At 71.9% G+C, this 17,452-nt stretch carries 14 protein-coding genes; 3 read left to right on the plus strand and 11 right to left on the minus strand.

The features are described from left to right. Positions 1-18: 18 nt before the first annotated feature. Entirely contained in the window at positions 19-1,032 is a 1,014-nt protein-coding gene (locus tag WME90_RS02305) for a homoserine kinase (RefSeq protein WP_437279410.1), read from the minus strand. Between the two features lie 249 nt (positions 1,033-1,281). Here WME90_RS02305 and hflX point away from each other — a divergent pair, with 249 nt between their 5' ends. Further along, positions 1,282-3,150: a GTPase HflX gene (gene hflX, locus WME90_RS02310; RefSeq protein WP_437279411.1), complete on the plus strand. Its 1,869-nt coding sequence runs from the start codon at positions 1,282-1,284 to the stop codon at positions 3,148-3,150. 45 nt (positions 3,151-3,195) lie between these two features. Here hflX and WME90_RS02315 read toward each other — a convergent pair whose 3' ends face one another. The 8 genes from WME90_RS02315 to WME90_RS02350 all read right to left on the minus strand — a co-directional run bounded on the left by WME90_RS02315 (position 3,196) and on the right by WME90_RS02350 (position 12,063). After that, entirely contained in the window at positions 3,196-4,146 is a 951-nt protein-coding gene (locus WME90_RS02315; RefSeq protein WP_437279412.1) for a hypothetical protein, read from the minus strand. Between the two features lie 10 nt (positions 4,147-4,156). Beyond that, positions 4,157-5,428 carry a PEGA domain-containing protein gene (locus tag WME90_RS02320; RefSeq protein ID WP_437279413.1) on the minus strand — a complete coding sequence of 424 codons (1,272 nt, stop codon included), beginning with the start codon at positions 5,426-5,428 and terminating at the stop codon, positions 4,157-4,159. A gap of 193 nt (positions 5,429-5,621) precedes the next feature. Beyond that, positions 5,622-6,230, minus strand: coding sequence for a precorrin-2 dehydrogenase/sirohydrochlorin ferrochelatase family protein (locus tag WME90_RS02325; RefSeq protein WP_437279414.1), 609 nt, complete (start codon positions 6,228-6,230; stop codon positions 5,622-5,624). A gap of 113 nt (positions 6,231-6,343) precedes the next feature. Next, positions 6,344-7,126, minus strand: coding sequence for a hypothetical protein (locus WME90_RS02330; RefSeq protein WP_437279415.1), 783 nt, complete (start codon positions 7,124-7,126; stop codon positions 6,344-6,346). A 104-nt stretch (positions 7,127-7,230) separates the two neighbouring features. Continuing rightward, entirely contained in the window at positions 7,231-8,832 is a 1,602-nt protein-coding gene (locus WME90_RS02335) for a BamA/TamA family outer membrane protein (RefSeq protein WP_437279416.1), read from the minus strand. A gap of 51 nt (positions 8,833-8,883) precedes the next feature. Then, positions 8,884-9,771, minus strand: a complete 888-nt coding sequence (locus tag WME90_RS02340; RefSeq protein ID WP_437279417.1) for a hypothetical protein — start codon at positions 9,769-9,771, stop codon at positions 8,884-8,886. Positions 9,772-9,906: 135 nt separating this feature from the next. Further along, positions 9,907-10,596, minus strand: coding sequence for a bifunctional phosphoribosyl-AMP cyclohydrolase/phosphoribosyl-ATP diphosphatase HisIE (hisIE, locus tag WME90_RS02345; RefSeq protein ID WP_437279418.1), 690 nt, complete (start codon positions 10,594-10,596; stop codon positions 9,907-9,909). A gap of 3 nt (positions 10,597-10,599) precedes the next feature. Continuing rightward, positions 10,600-12,063: a prolipoprotein diacylglyceryl transferase gene (locus WME90_RS02350; RefSeq protein ID WP_437279419.1), complete on the minus strand. Its 1,464-nt coding sequence runs from the start codon at positions 12,061-12,063 to the stop codon at positions 10,600-10,602. Between the two features lie 215 nt (positions 12,064-12,278). Here WME90_RS02350 and WME90_RS02355 point away from each other — a divergent pair, with 215 nt between their 5' ends. Both WME90_RS02355 and WME90_RS02360 read left to right on the plus strand, forming a co-directional pair. Next, entirely contained in the window at positions 12,279-13,031 is a 753-nt protein-coding gene (locus tag WME90_RS02355) for a hypothetical protein (protein WP_437279420.1), read from the plus strand. A 5-nt stretch (positions 13,032-13,036) separates the two neighbouring features. Beyond that, complete coding sequence (locus WME90_RS02360; RefSeq protein WP_437279421.1) at positions 13,037-14,554, plus strand: MXAN_5187 C-terminal domain-containing protein; 1,518 nt, start codon at positions 13,037-13,039, stop codon at positions 14,552-14,554. A gap of 246 nt (positions 14,555-14,800) precedes the next feature. Here the strand turns inward: WME90_RS02360 and WME90_RS02365 are convergent, their stop codons facing one another. Both WME90_RS02365 and WME90_RS02370 read right to left on the minus strand, forming a co-directional pair. Next, positions 14,801-15,064: a hypothetical protein gene (locus WME90_RS02365; protein ID WP_437279422.1), complete on the minus strand. Its 264-nt coding sequence runs from the start codon at positions 15,062-15,064 to the stop codon at positions 14,801-14,803. A gap of 228 nt (positions 15,065-15,292) precedes the next feature. Beyond that, on the minus strand, positions 15,293-17,086 hold the full coding sequence (locus WME90_RS02370; protein ID WP_437279423.1) for a protein kinase domain-containing protein: 1,794 nt from the start codon (positions 17,084-17,086) through the stop codon (positions 15,293-15,295). Between the last annotated feature and the right edge of the window lie 366 nt (positions 17,087-17,452).

Below are 17,452 nucleotides of genomic sequence, written 5' to 3' on the forward strand. Positions count from 1 at the left end.
GCGTGCGTCGGACGCGGATCAGGCGCCGAGCAGAGCGAGGAGCCCCTGCGGGCCGAGGCGCTCGAGCGTCCGCTGCCGCGCAAGGAAGCGCCGGAAGTCCTTGTAGACGCCGCTGCCCTTCGGGCGGAGCTCGAAATCGGTGATGCGTGTGATGGAGAACCTCAGCGCGGCGATCACGCTCTCGTGGAAGAAACGGTCGCGCTCCTCGGTTGAGAGCGGCCGCACCGACGCGTAGCCGGCGGCGAGCGCCGACACGAGCTCCGGGTCGAGGTCGTCGCCGAAGCACCACGCCAGCATCGTGACGGCGAGGTCGAAGGCGGCGCTCCCGCGCGAGGCGCTCTCGAAGTCGAGCAGCGCCGAGATCTCGCCGGCCTGCCAGAGCACGTTGTCGCGGAAGAGGTCGCCGTGGATCAGCGTCTGGGGGCCGGGCGTCCGCGGCGCCGCGGCGCGGATCCGCTCGAGCCGGCCGGTGAGCTCGTCGACCGCGGCGGCCACGTCGGGCGGGAGGGCCGTCGCGTCGGCCGTGGGTCGAGGGGAACGAAGACCCCGGAGCCGCTGGTCGAGGCTGTCGAGATCGAACCGGCTGGTGTTTGCCCCCTCGAACGAGGCGCCGACGAGGTGCACCCGCGCCAGGGCTGCGCCGACGCGGCGGGTCGCGTCCGGCGTGACGCGCGCCTGGCAGAGCGAGGCGCCCGCGACCCACGGGAACAGCGCGACCGGCTTTCCAGCGTGCTCTGCGACGAACGCGGCGCCCTCCGACCCGGACGCTGCGTCCCGGCGCCGGAGCGGCTGCGGCGTGGCGACACCCCCGGCCGCGAGGTGCTCGAGCATGCGCGCCTCGCGCGACGCCGCGGCGAGCTGCTGCTCCTCGTAGACCCGCAGGAACACCTGTCCGCGGCCGTCGGCGAGCGTCAGCGCGAAGTTGGAGTTGACGCTCCCGGCGAGGAGGCCTCGCACGTCGGCGATCTCCAGGCCGTAGAGCGCGCCGATGCGGCGGGCATCCGCGAGCGAGAGGGGGGTCAGGATGGCCATCGCGGCGCAGGGTAGTCCCGTCTCGCGCGCGGCCTCTACAGGAACCTGGAGGAGCGCGCCGAGCGGGAGGCGGGGAGGGACGGGGAGGCGGCGGAGGGGGACGCGGCGAGCGACGAAGGCGAGGAGCGGCGAGAAAAATGCGTAAATGCGTGCTCGGCACGAAGATCCGCGGCGCCCCTGGTCGCGGACCGGCCCTGCGTGCGTTATGAAATTGAGTGAGCGGGAGCAACATCCCCCTTCGATTATCGAATGCCCACCCTCTACGGAAACACCACCGGACTCAGCCCCCAGGCCACGAAGACCCTCGAGCGCATCTACCGACGCAAGGTCCCGCTCGCCAGCATCGCCACGCCCGAGCTCATCAAGGCGCTCGCCGAAGCGTCGCATGAGACGGGGCGCCAGGTCGGCGCGCTGGTCCACCGATCGGGCGAGATCGACTACGTCATCGTCGGCGACGCGACCCGCCTGATGCTGCCGGACATCGGGCGCCTCCGCGCCGCGCAGGGCCGCTTCAGGGCGCTCCGGCTCGTCCACACGCACCTCTTCAACGAGCCGCTCACCCGGGACGATCTGGTGGACCTCGTGCGTCTCCGGCTCGACCTTGTCGCGGCCGTGCAGCTCACGCCGCAGGGCGAGCCGCGGACCCTCCAGTATGCGTACAACGTGCCCGTCCACGGGAAGGAAGCGGTCACGGTCACGGTGGACGACGCCGAGGGGCGCGGCGACGGCCGCGGAGAGGCGGCGCTGCCGTACCGGACCGTGGGCCCCGTCGCGGTCGGTCGCGCCGACGTCGATTTCGGCGCGCTCATCCAGGCGCTCGAGGACGAGTTCACGAAGCGATCGCGCACGCGGTCGGTCGCGGCCAAGGACGGCCGGGCGATCCTCGTCCACGTCGCCGAGAAATCCAAGGTGGGCGCGCTCGCCCGGGCCGAGGAGAGCTTGCGCGAGCTGACCGAGCTCGCCGGCACCGCCGGCGTCGACGTCGCGGACACGGTCCTCCAGCTGCGCGATCGCATCGATCCGCGGCTCGTGCTCGGCAAGGGCAAGCTGGACGAGGTCGTGCTGCGCGCCTCGGAGCTCGACGCGGAGACGCTGGTCTTCGACCGGGACCTGACCCCCTCGCAGGCCTCGGCGATCGCGAAGCACACGGATCTCAAGGTGCTCGACCGGACGCAGCTCATCCTCGACATCTTCGCCCAGCGGGCCGAGTCATCGGACGGCAAGCTCCAGGTCGAGCTGGCGCAGCTGAAGTACACGCTCCCTCGCCTCGGGCAGAAGGACGACTCCCTGTCTCGCCTGACGGGCGGCATCGGCGGGCGCGGTCCGGGCGAAACGAAGCTCGAGATCGGGCGCCGCCGCGCGAAGGAGCGCGTCAGCTTCCTGGAGGCGCAGCTGAAGCGGCTCTCTCGCCAGCGCGAGCAGCGCCGCCGCCGCCGCGCCCGGCTCGGCGTGCCGGTGGTGTCGATCGTGGGCTACACGAACGCCGGCAAGAGCACGCTGCTGAACACGCTGACCGGCGCCGACGTGCTCGCCGAGAACAAGCTGTTCGCGACCCTCGACACCCGCTCGAGGCGGCTGCGCTTCCCCGAGGAGCGCGAGGTGGTGATCACCGACACCGTCGGCTTCATCCGGGAGCTCCCGAAGGACCTGTTCGCCGCGTTCCGGGCGACGTTCGAGGAGGCCGCCGACGCCGATCTCCTGCTCCACGTCGTGGACGCGAGCGATCCCGCGCGCGATCAGCACATCGAGACGACCGAGGCGCTGCTGACCGAGCTCGACCTCATCGGCATTCCCCGCATCGTGGTGTTCAACAAGGCGGACCTGATCGCGCCGGAGGAGGGGCGGCGGCTGCTCCTCGGGCACCCGGATGCGGTGGTCCTGTCCGCCACGGACCGGGAGACGACGCGGGAGCTGCTCGCGAAGCTCGCGGAGCGGCTCAAGAGCCGCTGGGAAGAGGCCGCGATGGTGCCTGCCTACGAGGTGGAAGCCGCGGAAGGCGAGCTCGGGGACGGCGGATTGTTCGAGGGGGAAGCCGAGTCGATGACGGTGCTGGGCCCGCCCTCGAGCTCCGGTGCTGAAGGGATCAGCTCGCGCGTGCGGGGGACGTTCGAGGCGTGAGCTCCGCCGGGCTCCCTGGGGAGCCCGGCGGGAGCCGGGGGGAGCTCAAGGCGTCGGGATCTTGGCACACGTGAAGAGGTCGGGGATGCACCTGCCGCTCGCGCACTGCGCGTCGGTGGAGCACTCCTCGCCAGCTACCAGCTTGCAGCCGCCCTTGCCGTCGCAGACGTAGGCCTCGCTGCAATCCGTCCCGTCCGTCATGCCGAGCGGGACGGGCGAGCACGCGCCCTCCGACCCCGCCACGTTGCAGGCCATGCACGGCGCGTCGCAGGAGGTGTCGCAGCAGACGCTGTCGACGCAGAGACTGCTGGCGCACTCGCCCGCCTCCGCCTCCGTGCACGCCTCACCGTTCGCGGGCTTGCACTCGCCCGCGGCGTCGCACGCCTGACCCTCGTCGCACCCCAGGCCCTCCGTGCCGGCCGCGGCCAGCGCGCAGGTGCCGTCGTCCGTCTTGCACTCGTGGCACCGCGCGCAGTGTGCGTTCTCCTTGCACTCGGCGAAGCAGGCGTTGGCCTTCGAATCGCAGGCGAACTCCTCGCACTCCGTCTCCTCGCCGGGACCGCACTCCGTGGTCGTCCCGTCGCAGGCGCCGCGGCTCGTCGCGACGCCCTCGGCGCACGTCGCCTCGCCGCACGCGGTCTCGGCCTTCGAGGGGCCGCACGTGCCGTCCTCGCCCGACTCCTTGAGCGCGGCGGTGCAGGCGTCGCAGTCCGCGTCGCAGGCGGCGTTGCAGCAGACGTCGTCGGCGCAGAAGCCGCTCGCACAGTCGTCGGCCTTGGCGCACGCCTTGGCGAGCTCGCACGGCGCGCAGGTGGTGCCGCCGCAGTCGACGTCGGTCTCTTCGTTGTTCTTCGTGCCGTCAGAACAGCCGTCGGTGGGGCCGTCCCCCGGGATGCGCGAGCGATCGACCGAGGCGATGAGCTCGCAGCCCATCCCGAGGGTCGAGAGCGCGCCAGCGCAGAGCGCCATCGCGAGAAGATGCTGTTTCTTCCACATAGTAGTCCCCTTAGAAGGTAAACCGCGCGGCGGCGCCGCCGCCTGTCGGGCTGACGAACGGAGTGACGAACGCCTTCTTCGTCACGCTCGACGCTGCTGCCTTCGCCTGGGCCGGGTCGTCGCTGAGGAGCAGGACCGCGCCGGTGACGCCGAACGTGAGCGCCACCGCGAAGGACATGTCCGCGATGAGCGCGAAGCGATCGACGCGGTCCGCGGTCTTGGTCGTCGGGGCGTCGTCGAAGTCGCTCTTCGCGCCGAGCGCCTGGATGCCGAAGATCGTCCCGACCACCACGCCCGCGCCGGCGAGCCCGAGGGTGACGTAGGCCGGCACCGGAGAGCGCGGCTCGATCGGCGGCGCCGGCGGCGGCGGCTGCGCGGGCGGCGCCTCGGCGGCGGGCGGCGGGGTGGGGGGCTGCGCCGGCGCCGCAGCGACCGGCGCTGGCGCCTGCGGCGTCAGCGTGACGCTGACCTCGCGCGTCTCGGCGAAGGCGACATCGAGCTCCTGGCTCGCATCGGCGAACCCCTCGGCCGAGACGGTGAGCGTGTGCTTGCCCGGCGGGACCGAGAGCTCCTTGCCGGTCTGGGCCACGCCGTCGACCGCGAGCTTGAGGCCTGGCGGCGCCTCCGGGACGGTCGCGACCTTCACCTTCGCCGGCGTCTTCTTCAGCGCCTCGATGCGCACCTGCGCCTCGCCGATCTTCTCCTTGAACTTCTCGGCGTCCGGCTTCGAATCGAGGAACGCCTGCCACGCGGCGACGGCCTCGGTGGCGAGGCCCTGCTTGTCGAGCGAGGCGGCGAGCTTGTACTTCGGCGCGGCGCCGGGCACGTACTCGTCCGCCTGGCGATAGAGGTCGGCCGCGGCGGCGTACTCGCCCTTGTCGAACTTGGCCTCGGCCTCCTTGTAGAGCTTCTTCGCCTCGTCCTTCTTCTGCTTCTCGGTCAGAGGCTTCTTCGGCTTGGTGGTGGTCACCTTCGTCGTGGGCTCACCGGCCTTCGCAGGAGCCGCCGTCGCGGGTGTACCGGCCTTCGCAGGAGCCGCCGCGGGCGGCGTCGCGCCGGCTGCTGGCGGCGTCGCAGCGGCGGGGGGCGCCTGCGCCGCGGACGTAGCGGGCTTCGCAGGAGCCGCCGCCGGAGCGGCCGCGGCGGCCGGCTTACCTGCCGGGGGCACCGCCGGCTTGGCATCCGTCTGCGCGGATGCCGGACTGACGCTCGTCAGCGTCAGGAGCCCAGAGACCATCGCCGCCGAGGTCAACATCGTCAGCCGGCCCGATCGTGAACGCATACCGTAAGCCCTCCTCCGCGGATAGTGTCGCGTGGGCGCCCACTTAAGCCTTGAAGGCCGCTCTCCACAAGGGGTTTCGCGTTCGCGTTCATCGTGGCGGCGCGCGCGCCCTCACGCCCTTACGCCCTCACGCCCTTACGCCCTCATCCCCTCACGTTCCCGCCCGCCGCCCCGCCCGCGGGCTCTTCGGACATCAAGGCTCGTCGCCTCGCTCCAGCCATGCAGGGAACCGGAGCTTTGCCTCCAGGCCGAAGCCCAAGGTCGCCTGGCGCATGCGCGCGCTCCGCTCGGCGCCCCGCGGGAGGCTCTCGCGAAGCCTCCGCAGCGCCTCGATGTAGCGCGCGAACCGCGGATCCGAGAAGAGGGCGCCGAGGTCCTCCCGGATGCGGCGTATCGTCCCTGGGCTGACGCCATGGCTGCTGAAGCTCATGGTCAGTCCAGAGGCAGAGACCACCGAGGGATTGGCGAAGTTCGACACCTCCGGGCGATCCAGCGTGCAGACGAGGCGTCCCGCGCTCGCGAGCTCTCGGTGGAGGCGCCGCGAGAGCGCGTCGTCGCCCGGCACGAGGAACACGATCGCCGCGCCGGCGAGATCGCCCTCCACGAACGCCCGCCGGTGCAGCTCGAGCCGCCCCTCTCGGCTGGCCCGTTCGATCGACCCGTCGACCTGCCCTGGTGCGACGACGGAGACGCGAGCGCCCGCCGAGAGGAGCCGCTCCACCGTGTACGGCGCCTCGCCGTCGGCGCCGATGACGAGGGCCCGCTGGCCGTTGAGATCGAGCGCGATGGGAAAGAGGCGCATGAGGGGGAGCCGACACGGAAGGGGGCGTCCGCGCGGCGGTCGTAGGATTGTAGACCGACTCGCCGCCCGTTGGTCGAGGCGCATGACGGTGGGCGAGCTCGTCGCGCGCTGGCTCAGCGGCCGGGGGGCCTCTGGGCAGGCGGAGGCGGGCTGGGCGGCGGCGCCGGCGGCAGAAAGGGCTGTGTGCGGAAGGCGAGCCTCCGGTCGGCGTTGCCGATGCGCGTCACGAACAGGCCGACGAAGGAGCCGAACAGGGAATCGCCCGGCCCGATCGCCGTCGAGCCGGGCGGTCGGGTGACCCACCGCTTGATGCGATCGAGCATCTCCGCGCTCATGGGGTTCACCTCGACCAGCACGGCGACGAAATAGCGGCTGCCATCGCGGACGACCGACCGCTCCACGAGCGGCAGCCTCCGGGCTTCGGCGCAGTTGCGGAGCACGCCCTCCACGTTGATCGCCACCGTGCTCGACTGACCTCCCGCCTGGATCAGCTGGATCCGGAACACCTCGTCCCAGAGGTCGTAGACGATCCGGCAGCTCTTGGCGGCGAGCGCGACGGGGTTGCCGCCGCTCTCGTGGAAGAGGTAGCCGCGCATCGTGATGACGGTGGGCAGCCCGCTGAGCAGCTTCTTCGAGATCTCGCCGTCGACGACGTCGCGGAAGCCCACGGTGAGCTGCACGATCGTCTTGTCGAGCGTCAAGCTCGCCGCCCGGGTCGGCAGCGAGGCCGGCGCGCCGAGCGCCTGCTGCGCGTCGGCGTCGGCGATCTCCTTGGGCCCCTGTCGGCCCTCCGCCCCGCCCGGTCCCTCCTGGGCCATCGACCAGCTCGCGCGGAGGGCGAGGGTCGCGAGCAGCGCCATCCCGAGCCAGCGCGCCGCTCCGCGGCCGAGCGCCACGAGCGCTCGCCGCGCCTCTCGGGTGGGCCAGGTGCGCCAGCCAAGAGCCGAGCGCCGCGCGCCGCGCGCCGCGCGCTTCGGTCCGCGACGTGCGCCCGAGCAGATCATTTCCGCTCACCGCGCCGCGCCGGGATCAGCCCGAGCAGGTTCGAGAACGCGAGCGTCACGCCGCCGACCGCCGTGTCGACCCGCAGACCGAGGTTGTAGGTGATGTCCACGGGCACGCGCGCGAAGCCCTCGTACCCGGTGGGCGCATCGGTGAGCTCGCGGCGGGTCGCGAGGCCGTACAGGCCCGCGGCGCCGAAGAGATCGACGCCGTAGATGGATCCGCGGCCCGTATAGACCGGGATCCGGTACTCCGCCTCGAGCTTGGCCGCGAAGTCCCCGTACCGGACCTCGATGATGTCCGTGCTGAGGAAGTTCGGCGGCTGCCTCCGATCGGGCGCGAGGTCGAGGAGCCGATCCGGCAGGAGGTCGGTGAGGTCACCGACGTAGAATTTCTCGAAGAAAGGCGCGTCCCCGGCTATCGCGCCGGCGAACGCCTCGACGCGGAGCACGTGCCGCAGCGGCAGGCGGAACCAGCGCTGCGCACCGAACTCGAACTTCTGGTAGCCGTAGTCGCTGCCGAACGGCGGGACACCCACGGTGACCGAGGCCGAGGCGAGCGTGCCCTGCGTCGTGAGGAAGGGCGCGTCGCGCGTGTCGTGATCGATCGCGGCGTGCAGCGACGAGAGCACCGTCTTGCCGCCCAGGATGTCGAAGTCGATGGGCTCGCGGCTGTCGCCGCGCATGTGCGAAGCGACCGTGGGCACGGTCGCGTCGATCTGCTCCAGGTGGTAGTCGAGCGACAGCCGCGAGGAGGAGGAGACGTCGTGACCCGTGCCGAGCGTCGCGCCGAACCGCTTGTAGGCGACGACGGCGTAGCCCGTGACCTCGCGCTGCTCGAGCAACGGGGACTCGAACGCGACGTCCCGGTTGCCGAAGAAGTCACGGGCGTCGTTGTAGAGCACCGTCACCGTGGCCGACCAGCGGCTCCCCACGAACGCGGGATCGACGAAGCGGGTCCTCAGCGCGAGCTGGTCCGCCGCGAGCCCGATGCCGGCGCCGAGCGTGATCCCTGTCCCGGCGAGGTTGGTCTCGGCGACCTGCACGCCAGTGAACGCGGAGAGCGGCCTCGCGTTGCCCGCGGTGTCCTCGTCGGCCGCGATGCCGAGCCAGAGGTCCTGCACGACGAACGTGTTGCGCTCGACGACGTCGATCACGAGCGTCGCGCTCCCGCGCTCGACCCCTTTGCGGAGCGAGAACCCGACCGAGGCGAAGAACCCGGTCCCGAGGAGGCGGTAGCGCGTGAGCTCGATCTCCGGATCCTCGACGTCGAGCAGGTCCCCCGCGCGGAACCCGACGTAGCGGAGGATCACGCGCGCGGCGGTCCGCACGTTGCCTCGGATCTCGATGCCGTCGAGGGTGTACCGGACGCGATGCCTCTCCTGGAGCGTCGCGCCGATCGACAGCGCCGCCGCGCGCGGTGCTCGCTCCTCCGCCGTGGGCTCCGCGCCGGCGGCCGCCCCCGCGCCCTGCCCGAGCGCGCGCCCCGGGCACGTCACCAAGAGCGAGACGCTACAGAGCGCGAGGAGGGCGCGGCCGAGCGCGGGGGGCAGGGGGATGGCCCGGGAGCGTGAAGAGCTCCGGAATCGAGGTGGATTCACGGGATTCCTGCAACGCCGCCTGAGCCTCCCGAGACCTCGGCGACGCGCCCTTCAGCGACGCACCCTATCACGATCGAGCGCTTCGCCGGAGGAATCGGTCGCGTCGACGTCGACCACCATCGCGGCGTCCTCGGCGACGGCGTCGGGGAGGACATGGCGCGCCGGCGCCTTCCTGCGGATCTGCGCCGCCGCCGTCCCGTGCAGCGGCCGCCGTGGCTCGCGCTGCGTCGGGGTGGGCTCGGTGTGCTCCGTCAGCGCGCGCAGATCCAGCCGGGCTGGCGTCGGCTCGATCAGGTGATCGGCCGCGGCGAGCAGCAGCGCCCGCACCTCGGCCCGGAGGCTGGCCTCGCGCGCCCAGCGCGCGCCGGCGCTCGCGGCGATGGCGCGGGCGAGGAGGAGCTCCGCGCGGCCGCGCACATCCGCGGGGATCCAGTCGGCGATGAGCGGATCCGCGAGCATGGATAGCGTCCTTCGCAGCGCGGTGACGCGGCGGGGGCCGAACCGCTCCGGCGCGCGCTCCGCGTGGCGCGCGAGGTGCCGTGCCCTGCGGAGCGCGCGCCTCGCGGCCCTGCCGACCACGGCGCCGCGCACGGTGAGCCGCTCGCGCGGCGCGTCGATCGCGTGCAGCACCGCGGCCAGCGAGATCCCGCCCGCGATCACGAGCGCGACCGTCACGGCCGTGGCCCCGAGGCCGTGCAGCTCCCAGCCGCCGGTCACCGCGACGAAGGCGCAGGCAGACACAAGCAAGAGCCCCAGGGAGCCCAGCGCTCCTGCGGCGTGCGATCGGCCGCGCCTGGAGCCGCCTTCGCCGTAGCCGTCGGGCGCGATGAGCCGTCCTCCGCTCGGGATGAGGCCCACCATGGCCCGCCGCGCCGCGCGCCCGAGGCCGACCTCCAGCGGGCCGAGCTCGATGCCGGGCGGCTCACGGAACGGGCTCACCCATCAAGAATAGCCCATCCGTCGCCGTCGCGGATGGCGCGGCCCGGCGCGCAGCTGCAGCCGCGCTGGAAGCGCTGCGTCGGACGACGAAGCGTGAGCCGCGGCCGCCGCGTCGAGGCGGCGGCGCGCGGCGCATCACGGCTGTCCCGCCTTGTCCTTCTGTGTCCGCGACGCTTTCTCGACGAGGCCGCTCGTGCCCATGCGTGCCGCGAGCGCGGAGAGCACCGCGCGCAGCGGGACGCCGCGCGACACGAGGCCGACCAGCAGGTGATAGATGACGTCCGCCGCTTCGGACGCGACGCGCTCGTCGCTCTCCGCGGCGATCGCCTGGGCCAGCTCGCCGGCCTCCTCGCGCAGCTTCGCGCCGATGAGCGGCGCGCCTCCGTCGAGCAGCTTCCGGGTGTAGCTCTTCGTCGCCGACGACGCCTTGCGCGCCTCGAGCTCGCGCTCGAGCGTCTCGAGCAGCGCGGACGCGTCCTGCCCCTCGTCGGCGGCCTCGGGCTCCGCGTCTCCGCGAGCATCGACCTCCCGGAAGAAGCAGCTCGCGCTCCCCGTGTGGCACGTCGGGCCGCGGGGCTCCGCAAGGATCAGGAGCGCATCCCCGTCGCAGTCGGCGTGGATGCTCGTGACCGCGAGCGTGTTGCCGCTCGTCGCCCCCTTCTCCCAGAGCTCGCCGCGCGATCGGCTGAAGAAGGTGGCGCGCCCCGTCTCCAGCGTCTTGGCGAGCGACTCCCGCGTCATGTACGCGAGCATCCGGACTTGCCCGGTCAGCCGATCCTGCACGACGGCCGGTACGAGCTTGCCCTCTCCGAATGCGATTTTCACGGTCTATGCCTCTCCGGTGGTGTCGGGCGCCTCGGCGGCGCCGTGCTCACGGGCCGTCGCCCGGCCTTCATCCTTCGCGCTGCCGCGCGTGGCCCGCGACGGCACGTCGCCGGCCTTCGACGGCGCGCTTCGCTTCTTTCTCGGCGTGTCGTCCTCGTCCTCCTCGTCGTCGTCCTCGTCGTCCCCGTCTGCCTCTCGGGCGGCGGCCGCGGCCGGGCTCTCCGGCAGGTTGAGCGCCATCGCCTGCTCCGGGTGGTCCAGGGCGGCCTTGTAGTAGACCGCGAAGCCGATCGACGCGGCGAGCCCTGTCACCAGGGCGACCGCCTGGGACGTCGAGTACTGGAGGGTCGCAGAGGCGGCGAACGTCTCGGGCTTGAGGGCGAGGTACAGGGCGATCGCGGGAACGAAGGCGAGGACCTGCGTCACCTTGCGCGCCACGTTGTCGCGGAGGAGATGGGAGAACCCGATCGTGTACCCCACGGCGAAGAGGACGAGGCCGGCCGGGAGCAACACGTGCTCCGGGAGCGAGGGTGGGATCGATCCGCGCTCCGCGTCGTCGCGGAGGAGCTCGAGCAGGTAGCGGCAGACGCCGTAGGAGAACGTGAAGATGAGGAAGATCTCGCCCCGGAACTTCTGCCGCCTGCGCGAGAGGAGCAGGAGCGCGAGCAACCCTGCGCCGACGAGCGACTCGTAGATCTGCGTCGGATGCACGGCGATCGACGCGTCGGAGCTCGGATCCAGCCCGCGCTCCTTGACGTGCTGCACCCACGCGGGGGACCCGCTGCCATGGTCCAGCGTGCCCTCGGGCCAGTGCGGGAACGTGCCGAGCTTCTTCAGCCAGGCGGGCGCCTTCTCGCCGAGCGGGCGGCCGAAGTCGCAGCCGAAGAGGTAGCACCCGATGCGCGTGATCATCAGGCCCGAGGCGAGGCTCGGGACGGCGACGTCGGCCCAGGGGAGCAGCGGGATGCGATGGGAGCGCAGGAACAGGTACGAGCCGAGGAAGCCGCCCAGGAAGCCGCCGTATGCCACGAGCCCGCCCCGGCGGATGTCGAACATCGCGCCGAACGAGTCGAACTCGTCGAGGTTCGTGAGGATGTAGAGCACGCGCGACCCGACGACCGCGGCGATGGCGGTGACGACGTAGCAGTTGGCCATCGTCTCTTTCGGCAGGCCGTCGCGCTCCGCCAGCCCGAGCGTCAGGTACCAGCCGACCACGAGCGAGAGCCCGAGCATGACCCCGTAGCTGTAGATGGGCAGCGGACCCAGGGTGTAGGTCTGGTCCTTGAACTGCGAGGCGAGCGCGGCGAGCGCCACGCCAGCGGCGCCCGCCGCCGCGGCGCCCGGCTTGTTCTTCGTGATGAGCAGCCCGATCGCGCCCGCGAAAGCGATGCCCGCAGCGATCAGGAAGACCCAGAGCAGGGGCACGGTCCAGACGGGCAGCGGGACGCGGAACAGGATGGGATGCATGGCGCCTCTCCTTACGCCTGGGCTTGGGGACCATCAAGCATCGTCTCTCGCGCATGACGCAGCGAGCCAAGGCGCTCGTAGACGCTGGTCCAACCGCACCGGGCGATCTCGGTGCGCCCGGGCCGGCAGCGCGGCGGGGCGTTCTCCCCATCCTGACGACGGCGCCCGCGAAGGGGCTCTCGAAGTCCGCGCGCGCCGCTGCTAGCATCGATTCCGTGCTCTCTGGCCGTGCCACCGTCAGCGTCTTCGCCGTGCCTGGACTGCTCGCGAGCGCGGCATGTGTCCCTGAGGGACCGGCCACGGGGGACGCGAACGCTCGGCCAGCCGGGACGGTCGCGGCGCCGGTCTCCTCGTCGACCGTCGGTGCAGCTCGGGGAGCGCAGGGGACGGGCGTGTTCGAGGACGACTTCAACCGGTCAGCGCTTGGTCCCGACTGGAACGCCCTCAGCCCCAAGTGGACCATCGACGATGGACGGCTCTGCGTGCGCGCCGCGAGGAACCGCGGCGTGTGGTTGAAGCGCCCGCTGCCGGAGAACGCCCGGATCGAGTTCGACGCCATCGCCGAGGCCCCCGACGGCGACCTCAAGGCCGAGCTCTGGGGAGACGGTCGGAGCGGCGCCACGGCGGCGAGCTACACGAACGCGACGAGCTATCTCGTGATCCTCGGAGGATGGAAGAACACGAAGCACGTGCTCGCTCGCCTCGACGAGCACGGCGGCGATCGGCTGGAGATCGACGTGGATCCGGACAGCGATGACGACCGCGCGCGCCCGGTCGCGCCGGGACAACCCTATCGCTTCCGGATCGAGCGTCGTGATGGCAGGACCCTCTCCTGGTCGGTGAACGACGTCGACTATCTGGAGCTCAGCGATCCTGCTCCGCTCTCCGGTCCAGGGCACGAGCACATGGGCTTCAACGCATGGGATGCGCCGGTCTGCTTCGACAACCTGCGCATCACGCCCCTCTAGCCGCGATGGAATCGGGCGAGGTCGAACGGGAGCTCGAGGAGCTGGAGACGCGCATCGAGCGGCTGCGCGCGCTCTACGAGCAGTATTTCATGGGCATCGAGCGGCTGGAGCCGCTCATCCCGCGCAAGGACGTAGAGCGCCGCATCTGGGTGATGCGGCGGGAGCAGATCAGGAACACCGGGCTCCGGTTCAAGTTCCAGATGCTGATCCAGCGCTACAACACGTTCCAGCAGTACTGGGGCCGTATCTCGCGAGAGATCGAGAACGGCACGTACCGCCGCGACGTCATCCGCGCAGCGAAGCGGGTCGGAGCGAAGGAGGCGCTCACGATCGTCGGCCGCAAGCGGGCGGAGCGCTACGCGGAGCTCGCCGACCAGCAGGCGACGGCGCGCGAGGCGGATCATCGCGCCGATGACCGTGGTGATCACGACGAGATCGACGTCGACGACGAGGCGGTCACGCTGGCGCCCCCGCCGTTGCCCGCCGCATCGCTCTTGGGAAAGCGATCCCTGGCCGCGCTGGCCGCCGAGGAGGCGGCGCCGCGCGACGCGGTCGCGCCGCCATCCGCGCCGGAGGCATCGACCACGGCGCCCGCGAGCCCGGCGGTGCGCCCCGCGCTCGCGCCGCCTGCCACGCCGCAGGCCACGGCGGCCGTGAAGCCCGCTCCGCTCGGAGGGCTCCCCCGGGGCCTCGGCCTGACGAGGCCCCAGCAGAAGCCGGCGGAGAGCAAGCCGGCGGAGACCAAGCCAGCGGAGGCCAAGCCGGTCGAGGCCTCGCCAGCAGGCACGAAGACCGCCGCGCGCGCTCCTGCGGACCGGGCCCAGCCCGCAGCGGGCGTGAACAGCCGCCAGCGGCTCGCCGAGCTTGCGGCGGAGATGCGCGCGCAGCGCGCGCAGAGCACCAAGACCGGCGACGCGGCGAACGCCGCGGCCGGGCCTCCGAGCGCTTTGACGGACGTCGCGCCTGAGCCTCCGCCCCCTCCGAAGCGACCGCCGCCCCCGGCCCCCGTCAGGCCTTCTCCAGGCGCTCCCGATGCAGCGCCGGCAGCCGCGGCCTCTCCGGCGACTGGCGAGGCGAAGGGCGCTTCCGCGAAGCGGCAGGAGCGCGTGCTTTCGGAGCGCCCGCCGTCGGCGCGGCGCCGCCGCTCCACGGCTCCGCCTCCCGCGGAGACCGGCGCGGCGAGCGGCGCTCGGCACACCGCGCCGCGCACCCCCTCGCGCCCCCCGGAGGCCGCGCGCGCTGGCCACGACACCCCGGTGCGCGCGCGACCCGGGCCGCCCCCGCAGCGATCTGCTGCGCGCGATGACGAGCTTCCGGAGCAGCGGCTGCGCCAGATCTACGCGAAGTACGTCGAAACGAAGCGCGCCGCGCGCGAGTCGACGGCCGGCGTCACCTACGAGCGCCTGGCCGAGAGCCTCCGGGCGCAGGCCGCGAAGCTGCGCGCGACGAACCCGGCCAAGTCCGTCGACTACGACGTCGTCGTCAAGGACGGCAAGACGCTGCTGAAGCCGATCCTCAAGTAGCCGAAGAGCGGCTGACGGCGGGGAGGACGCGGCGTCCCGAGGCGGGGGCCGGCGAAGTAGCCGAAGAAACGGCTGACGGCAGGGCGGACACGACGTCCAAGGCAGGGCCCGGCGCGTGAGCGACGTTCGACGGCGCGAGCGCCAGGAGCACGAGCTCGCCGAGCCAAGCTCGGTTCGCTGGGGTGCTCCCGGGGGCGCTCGCCACGTCGGACGGTCGGACTGGATGGATGAGGATGTTTTGGCGGATCAGTGATGTGCGACGCGGCGCCAAAGCTGCGGCAGCCGCTGGACCCGCGTTGGTACGCCGGCGTCGTCCTTCTCGACGAAGAGGATCGCACACGCCGTGCGGTCGGCCTCGCGCATCCTCGCGCATAAGTCGGCCAGATCATCGTCGGCGTCCACAACGTCGGCCTCGGCCGGCTGCGAACAGCCTTGAACGTATTTCACATTGTCAAGGGCGATCCACCGCCCAACGAACTCTTCAGATCGACATATGTCGCGCCACGTCATTCGAGGCGCGACCAAACGAATCTTACTGCCCATTTCCCGTGAGCGACCTTCTCCCCCATGTTCCAAAGTCAAGCGCCGACCAAGCAAAGCCAGGGCGCGGCGTGCACTGAACTTTCAGAACTGTCAGGGCAGGATCTAGCACCGCTCAAAATCGGGCGTCAAGGCAAGCCTGGAACAGGCCGGCGCCGCCAGGTGTTGTGCCCGATTTGAACCACGTCCTTCACCACGTCAGCGGCATTGCGCTGGCAGCTGGGACATCGCCTCGCCCGCCCCGATCCGCGCGGCAGCCAGGGCGTGGGACTTCGCCGCGCACCCCTTGGAGGCGACGGCCCGCTTGGCGCTGCCGCTGATGGCGGCCCTCGCCTCGGCCTTCTTGGGGCCATCGCAGGCCGCGAAGCGCTTCACCGCGAGATCCGTGTTGCCGCCGTTCGCCAGGTTGATCGCGGCCCTGCACTCCTGCTCGGCCTTCTCGTTGCCGGGCGGCGGGGCCTTGGGCCCGGCGGTCGAGGCCGACGTGTTCTTCGTTGCCTCCGGAGCCGCCTTGTCCTGGCCGTTGTGCTCGGGCGGGGGAGGCTCCTGGGTGACGGAGGGCGCGCTCGTGGGCGTGGTCACAGCCGCGGTGGGGGGGGGATCCGACGCCACGGTGACCGACGGCGCGCCCGAGGGCAGCGGGATCCCGGTCGACGTGCTCTCCTCCGTCGTGCTCTCGCCGCCCCGCTTCGTCATCATGACGATGCCCACGACGCCGAGCACCGCGACGGCCGCGACAGCGGCGAGGATCGGAGCTGCCTTGCTCTTCTGCGGAGGCGGCGGCGGCGCGGGGAACACCTGACCGCTGCCCGTGTGCACGGCCGGGTGCGCCGGCACGGCAGCCTGGTCGACCATCGTCGCGGCCTGGTGCTGGACGACGGTCCTCACCGGGCCCGGTCCCGTTGGCGGCCCCGCGACGAACAGCGGCTCCCCGATCTGCGTCTGACCCGAGCGCGACGGCATCAGCGCCGTCCCGCTGGTCGGGGCGTCGCTGCCGATGAGGGTGCGTGGCGCCGCCGCGAGCACCGAGAGGCGGGCGCCCGCGCCGATCGTGAGATCCTCGTAGAACTCGCGCGCCGACTGCTGCCGATCCTCGCGCTTCTTGCTGAGGGCCCTCATGACGGCCGCCTTCATCTTCGGCGGGGCCGCGGCGCCCATCGGCACCGCCTCGAACGGGAACGGCTGCGCCGTCATGTGCTGCGTCGCCCACGCCCACGGCGTGTCGGCGTCGAAAGGCAGGCGCCCGGTGAGCATCTCGTAGGTCAGCACGCCGAGCGAGTAGATGTCGCTCCGCGCGTCGAGCTCGGTCCCCGTGAACTGCTCGGGGCTCATGTACGGCGGGGTGCCGAGCACCGTCCCCTGCTGGGTCAGCTTCTGTTCGGCCTTGGCGCTCCGCTCGTCGCGCTTCGCGATGCCGAAGTCGAGGACCTTGACGTAGTCCTCCTCGCCGGCGCGCTTGGTCAAGAAGATGTTGGCCGGCTTCAGGTCGCGGTGGACGATCCCCTTCTCGTGGGCCTCCTGGAGCGATCCGCACGTCTGCGCGATGATGCGATCGACCCGCTCCGGAGAGAGCGCGCCGCCTCGCTCGAGCGCCTCCTCCAGCGACTGCCCGTTGAGGAGCTCCATCGCGATGTAGAGCTCTCCGGTGTTCGTCTGCCCGAAGTCGTAGACCTTGATCGTGTTCGGGTGCTCGAGCTCGCTGACCGTGCCGCACTCCCGCATGAAGCGCGCGACCACCTGAGGATCCTTCGCGTGCTGCGAGAGGAGCGTCTTGATGGCGACCTTCCGCACCGACGTCCCCATCGGCTGCTCGCCGTTGTAGACGCGGCCCATCCCGCCCTCGCCGAGCACCCCGACGATCCGGAACCGGCCGCCCACGATCGTGCCGATGAGCGGATCTGCCTCCACCGGCGCGACGGGGAGGAGCGCGCCGCACGTGGCGCAGAAGCGCGCCCCATCGATGTTTGGCTGATGGCAAGCGGGACATTCCATGCGATCGAACCTCTACTCCCGAAGCATGACGGAACGCGATCGTCGCCTCGGGCTGCTCTGCGGCGCGCCCGAGCGAACGTGCGCCGGGCAGGATCGCAGCAGCCGCGAGCGGAGCGCAAGGGACCTCTTGCTCGCCCGAGGCGCCCCAACGCGCGACCTCGTCGTTCTTCCATCGCCGCTCGCCGTTCGCGTTCGCGCGCGCCGCGTGCGTGTGTACGTACTTTCGCTCGCGTTCGCGCGTGCGGCGCAGGCGCTGCTCGCTCGATCCGCACCGTCTCTGCGTGGCGCTCGGCGCAGCGGCGCGGCTCGGGCGAGCTGCGCGCGTGTGCCTCGCCGCCGCCGTTCTGCGCGCCGCGGAGCGTTCAG

It is taken from the genome of Sorangium sp. So ce375, assembly GCF_051473855.1.
Taxonomy (GTDB): domain Bacteria; phylum Myxococcota_A; class Polyangia; order Polyangiales; family Polyangiaceae; genus Sorangium.

Excerpts from the sequence above, each read along its gene's own strand:
- WME90_RS02305 (WP_437279410.1), bottom strand. The coding sequence starts at position 1,032 with ATGGCCATCCTGACCCCCCTCTCGCTCGCGGATGCCCGCCGCATCGGC.
- hflX (WP_437279411.1), top strand. The coding sequence starts at position 1,282 with ATGCCCACCCTCTACGGAAACACCACCGGACTCAGCCCCCAGGCCACG.
- WME90_RS02315 (WP_437279412.1), bottom strand. The coding sequence starts at position 4,146 with ATGTGGAAGAAACAGCATCTTCTCGCGATGGCGCTCTGCGCTGGCGCG.
- WME90_RS02320 (WP_437279413.1), bottom strand. The coding sequence starts at position 5,428 with ATGCGTTCACGATCGGGCCGGCTGACGATGTTGACCTCGGCGGCGATG.
- WME90_RS02325 (WP_437279414.1), bottom strand. The coding sequence starts at position 6,230 with ATGCGCCTCTTTCCCATCGCGCTCGATCTCAACGGCCAGCGGGCCCTC.
- WME90_RS02350 (WP_437279419.1), bottom strand. The coding sequence starts at position 12,063 with ATGCATCCCATCCTGTTCCGCGTCCCGCTGCCCGTCTGGACCGTGCCC.
- WME90_RS02360 (WP_437279421.1), top strand. The coding sequence starts at position 13,037 with ATGGAATCGGGCGAGGTCGAACGGGAGCTCGAGGAGCTGGAGACGCGC.
- WME90_RS02365 (WP_437279422.1), bottom strand. The coding sequence starts at position 15,064 with ATGACGTGGCGCGACATATGTCGATCTGAAGAGTTCGTTGGGCGGTGG.
- WME90_RS02370 (WP_437279423.1), bottom strand. The coding sequence starts at position 17,086 with ATGGAATGTCCCGCTTGCCATCAGCCAAACATCGATGGGGCGCGCTTC.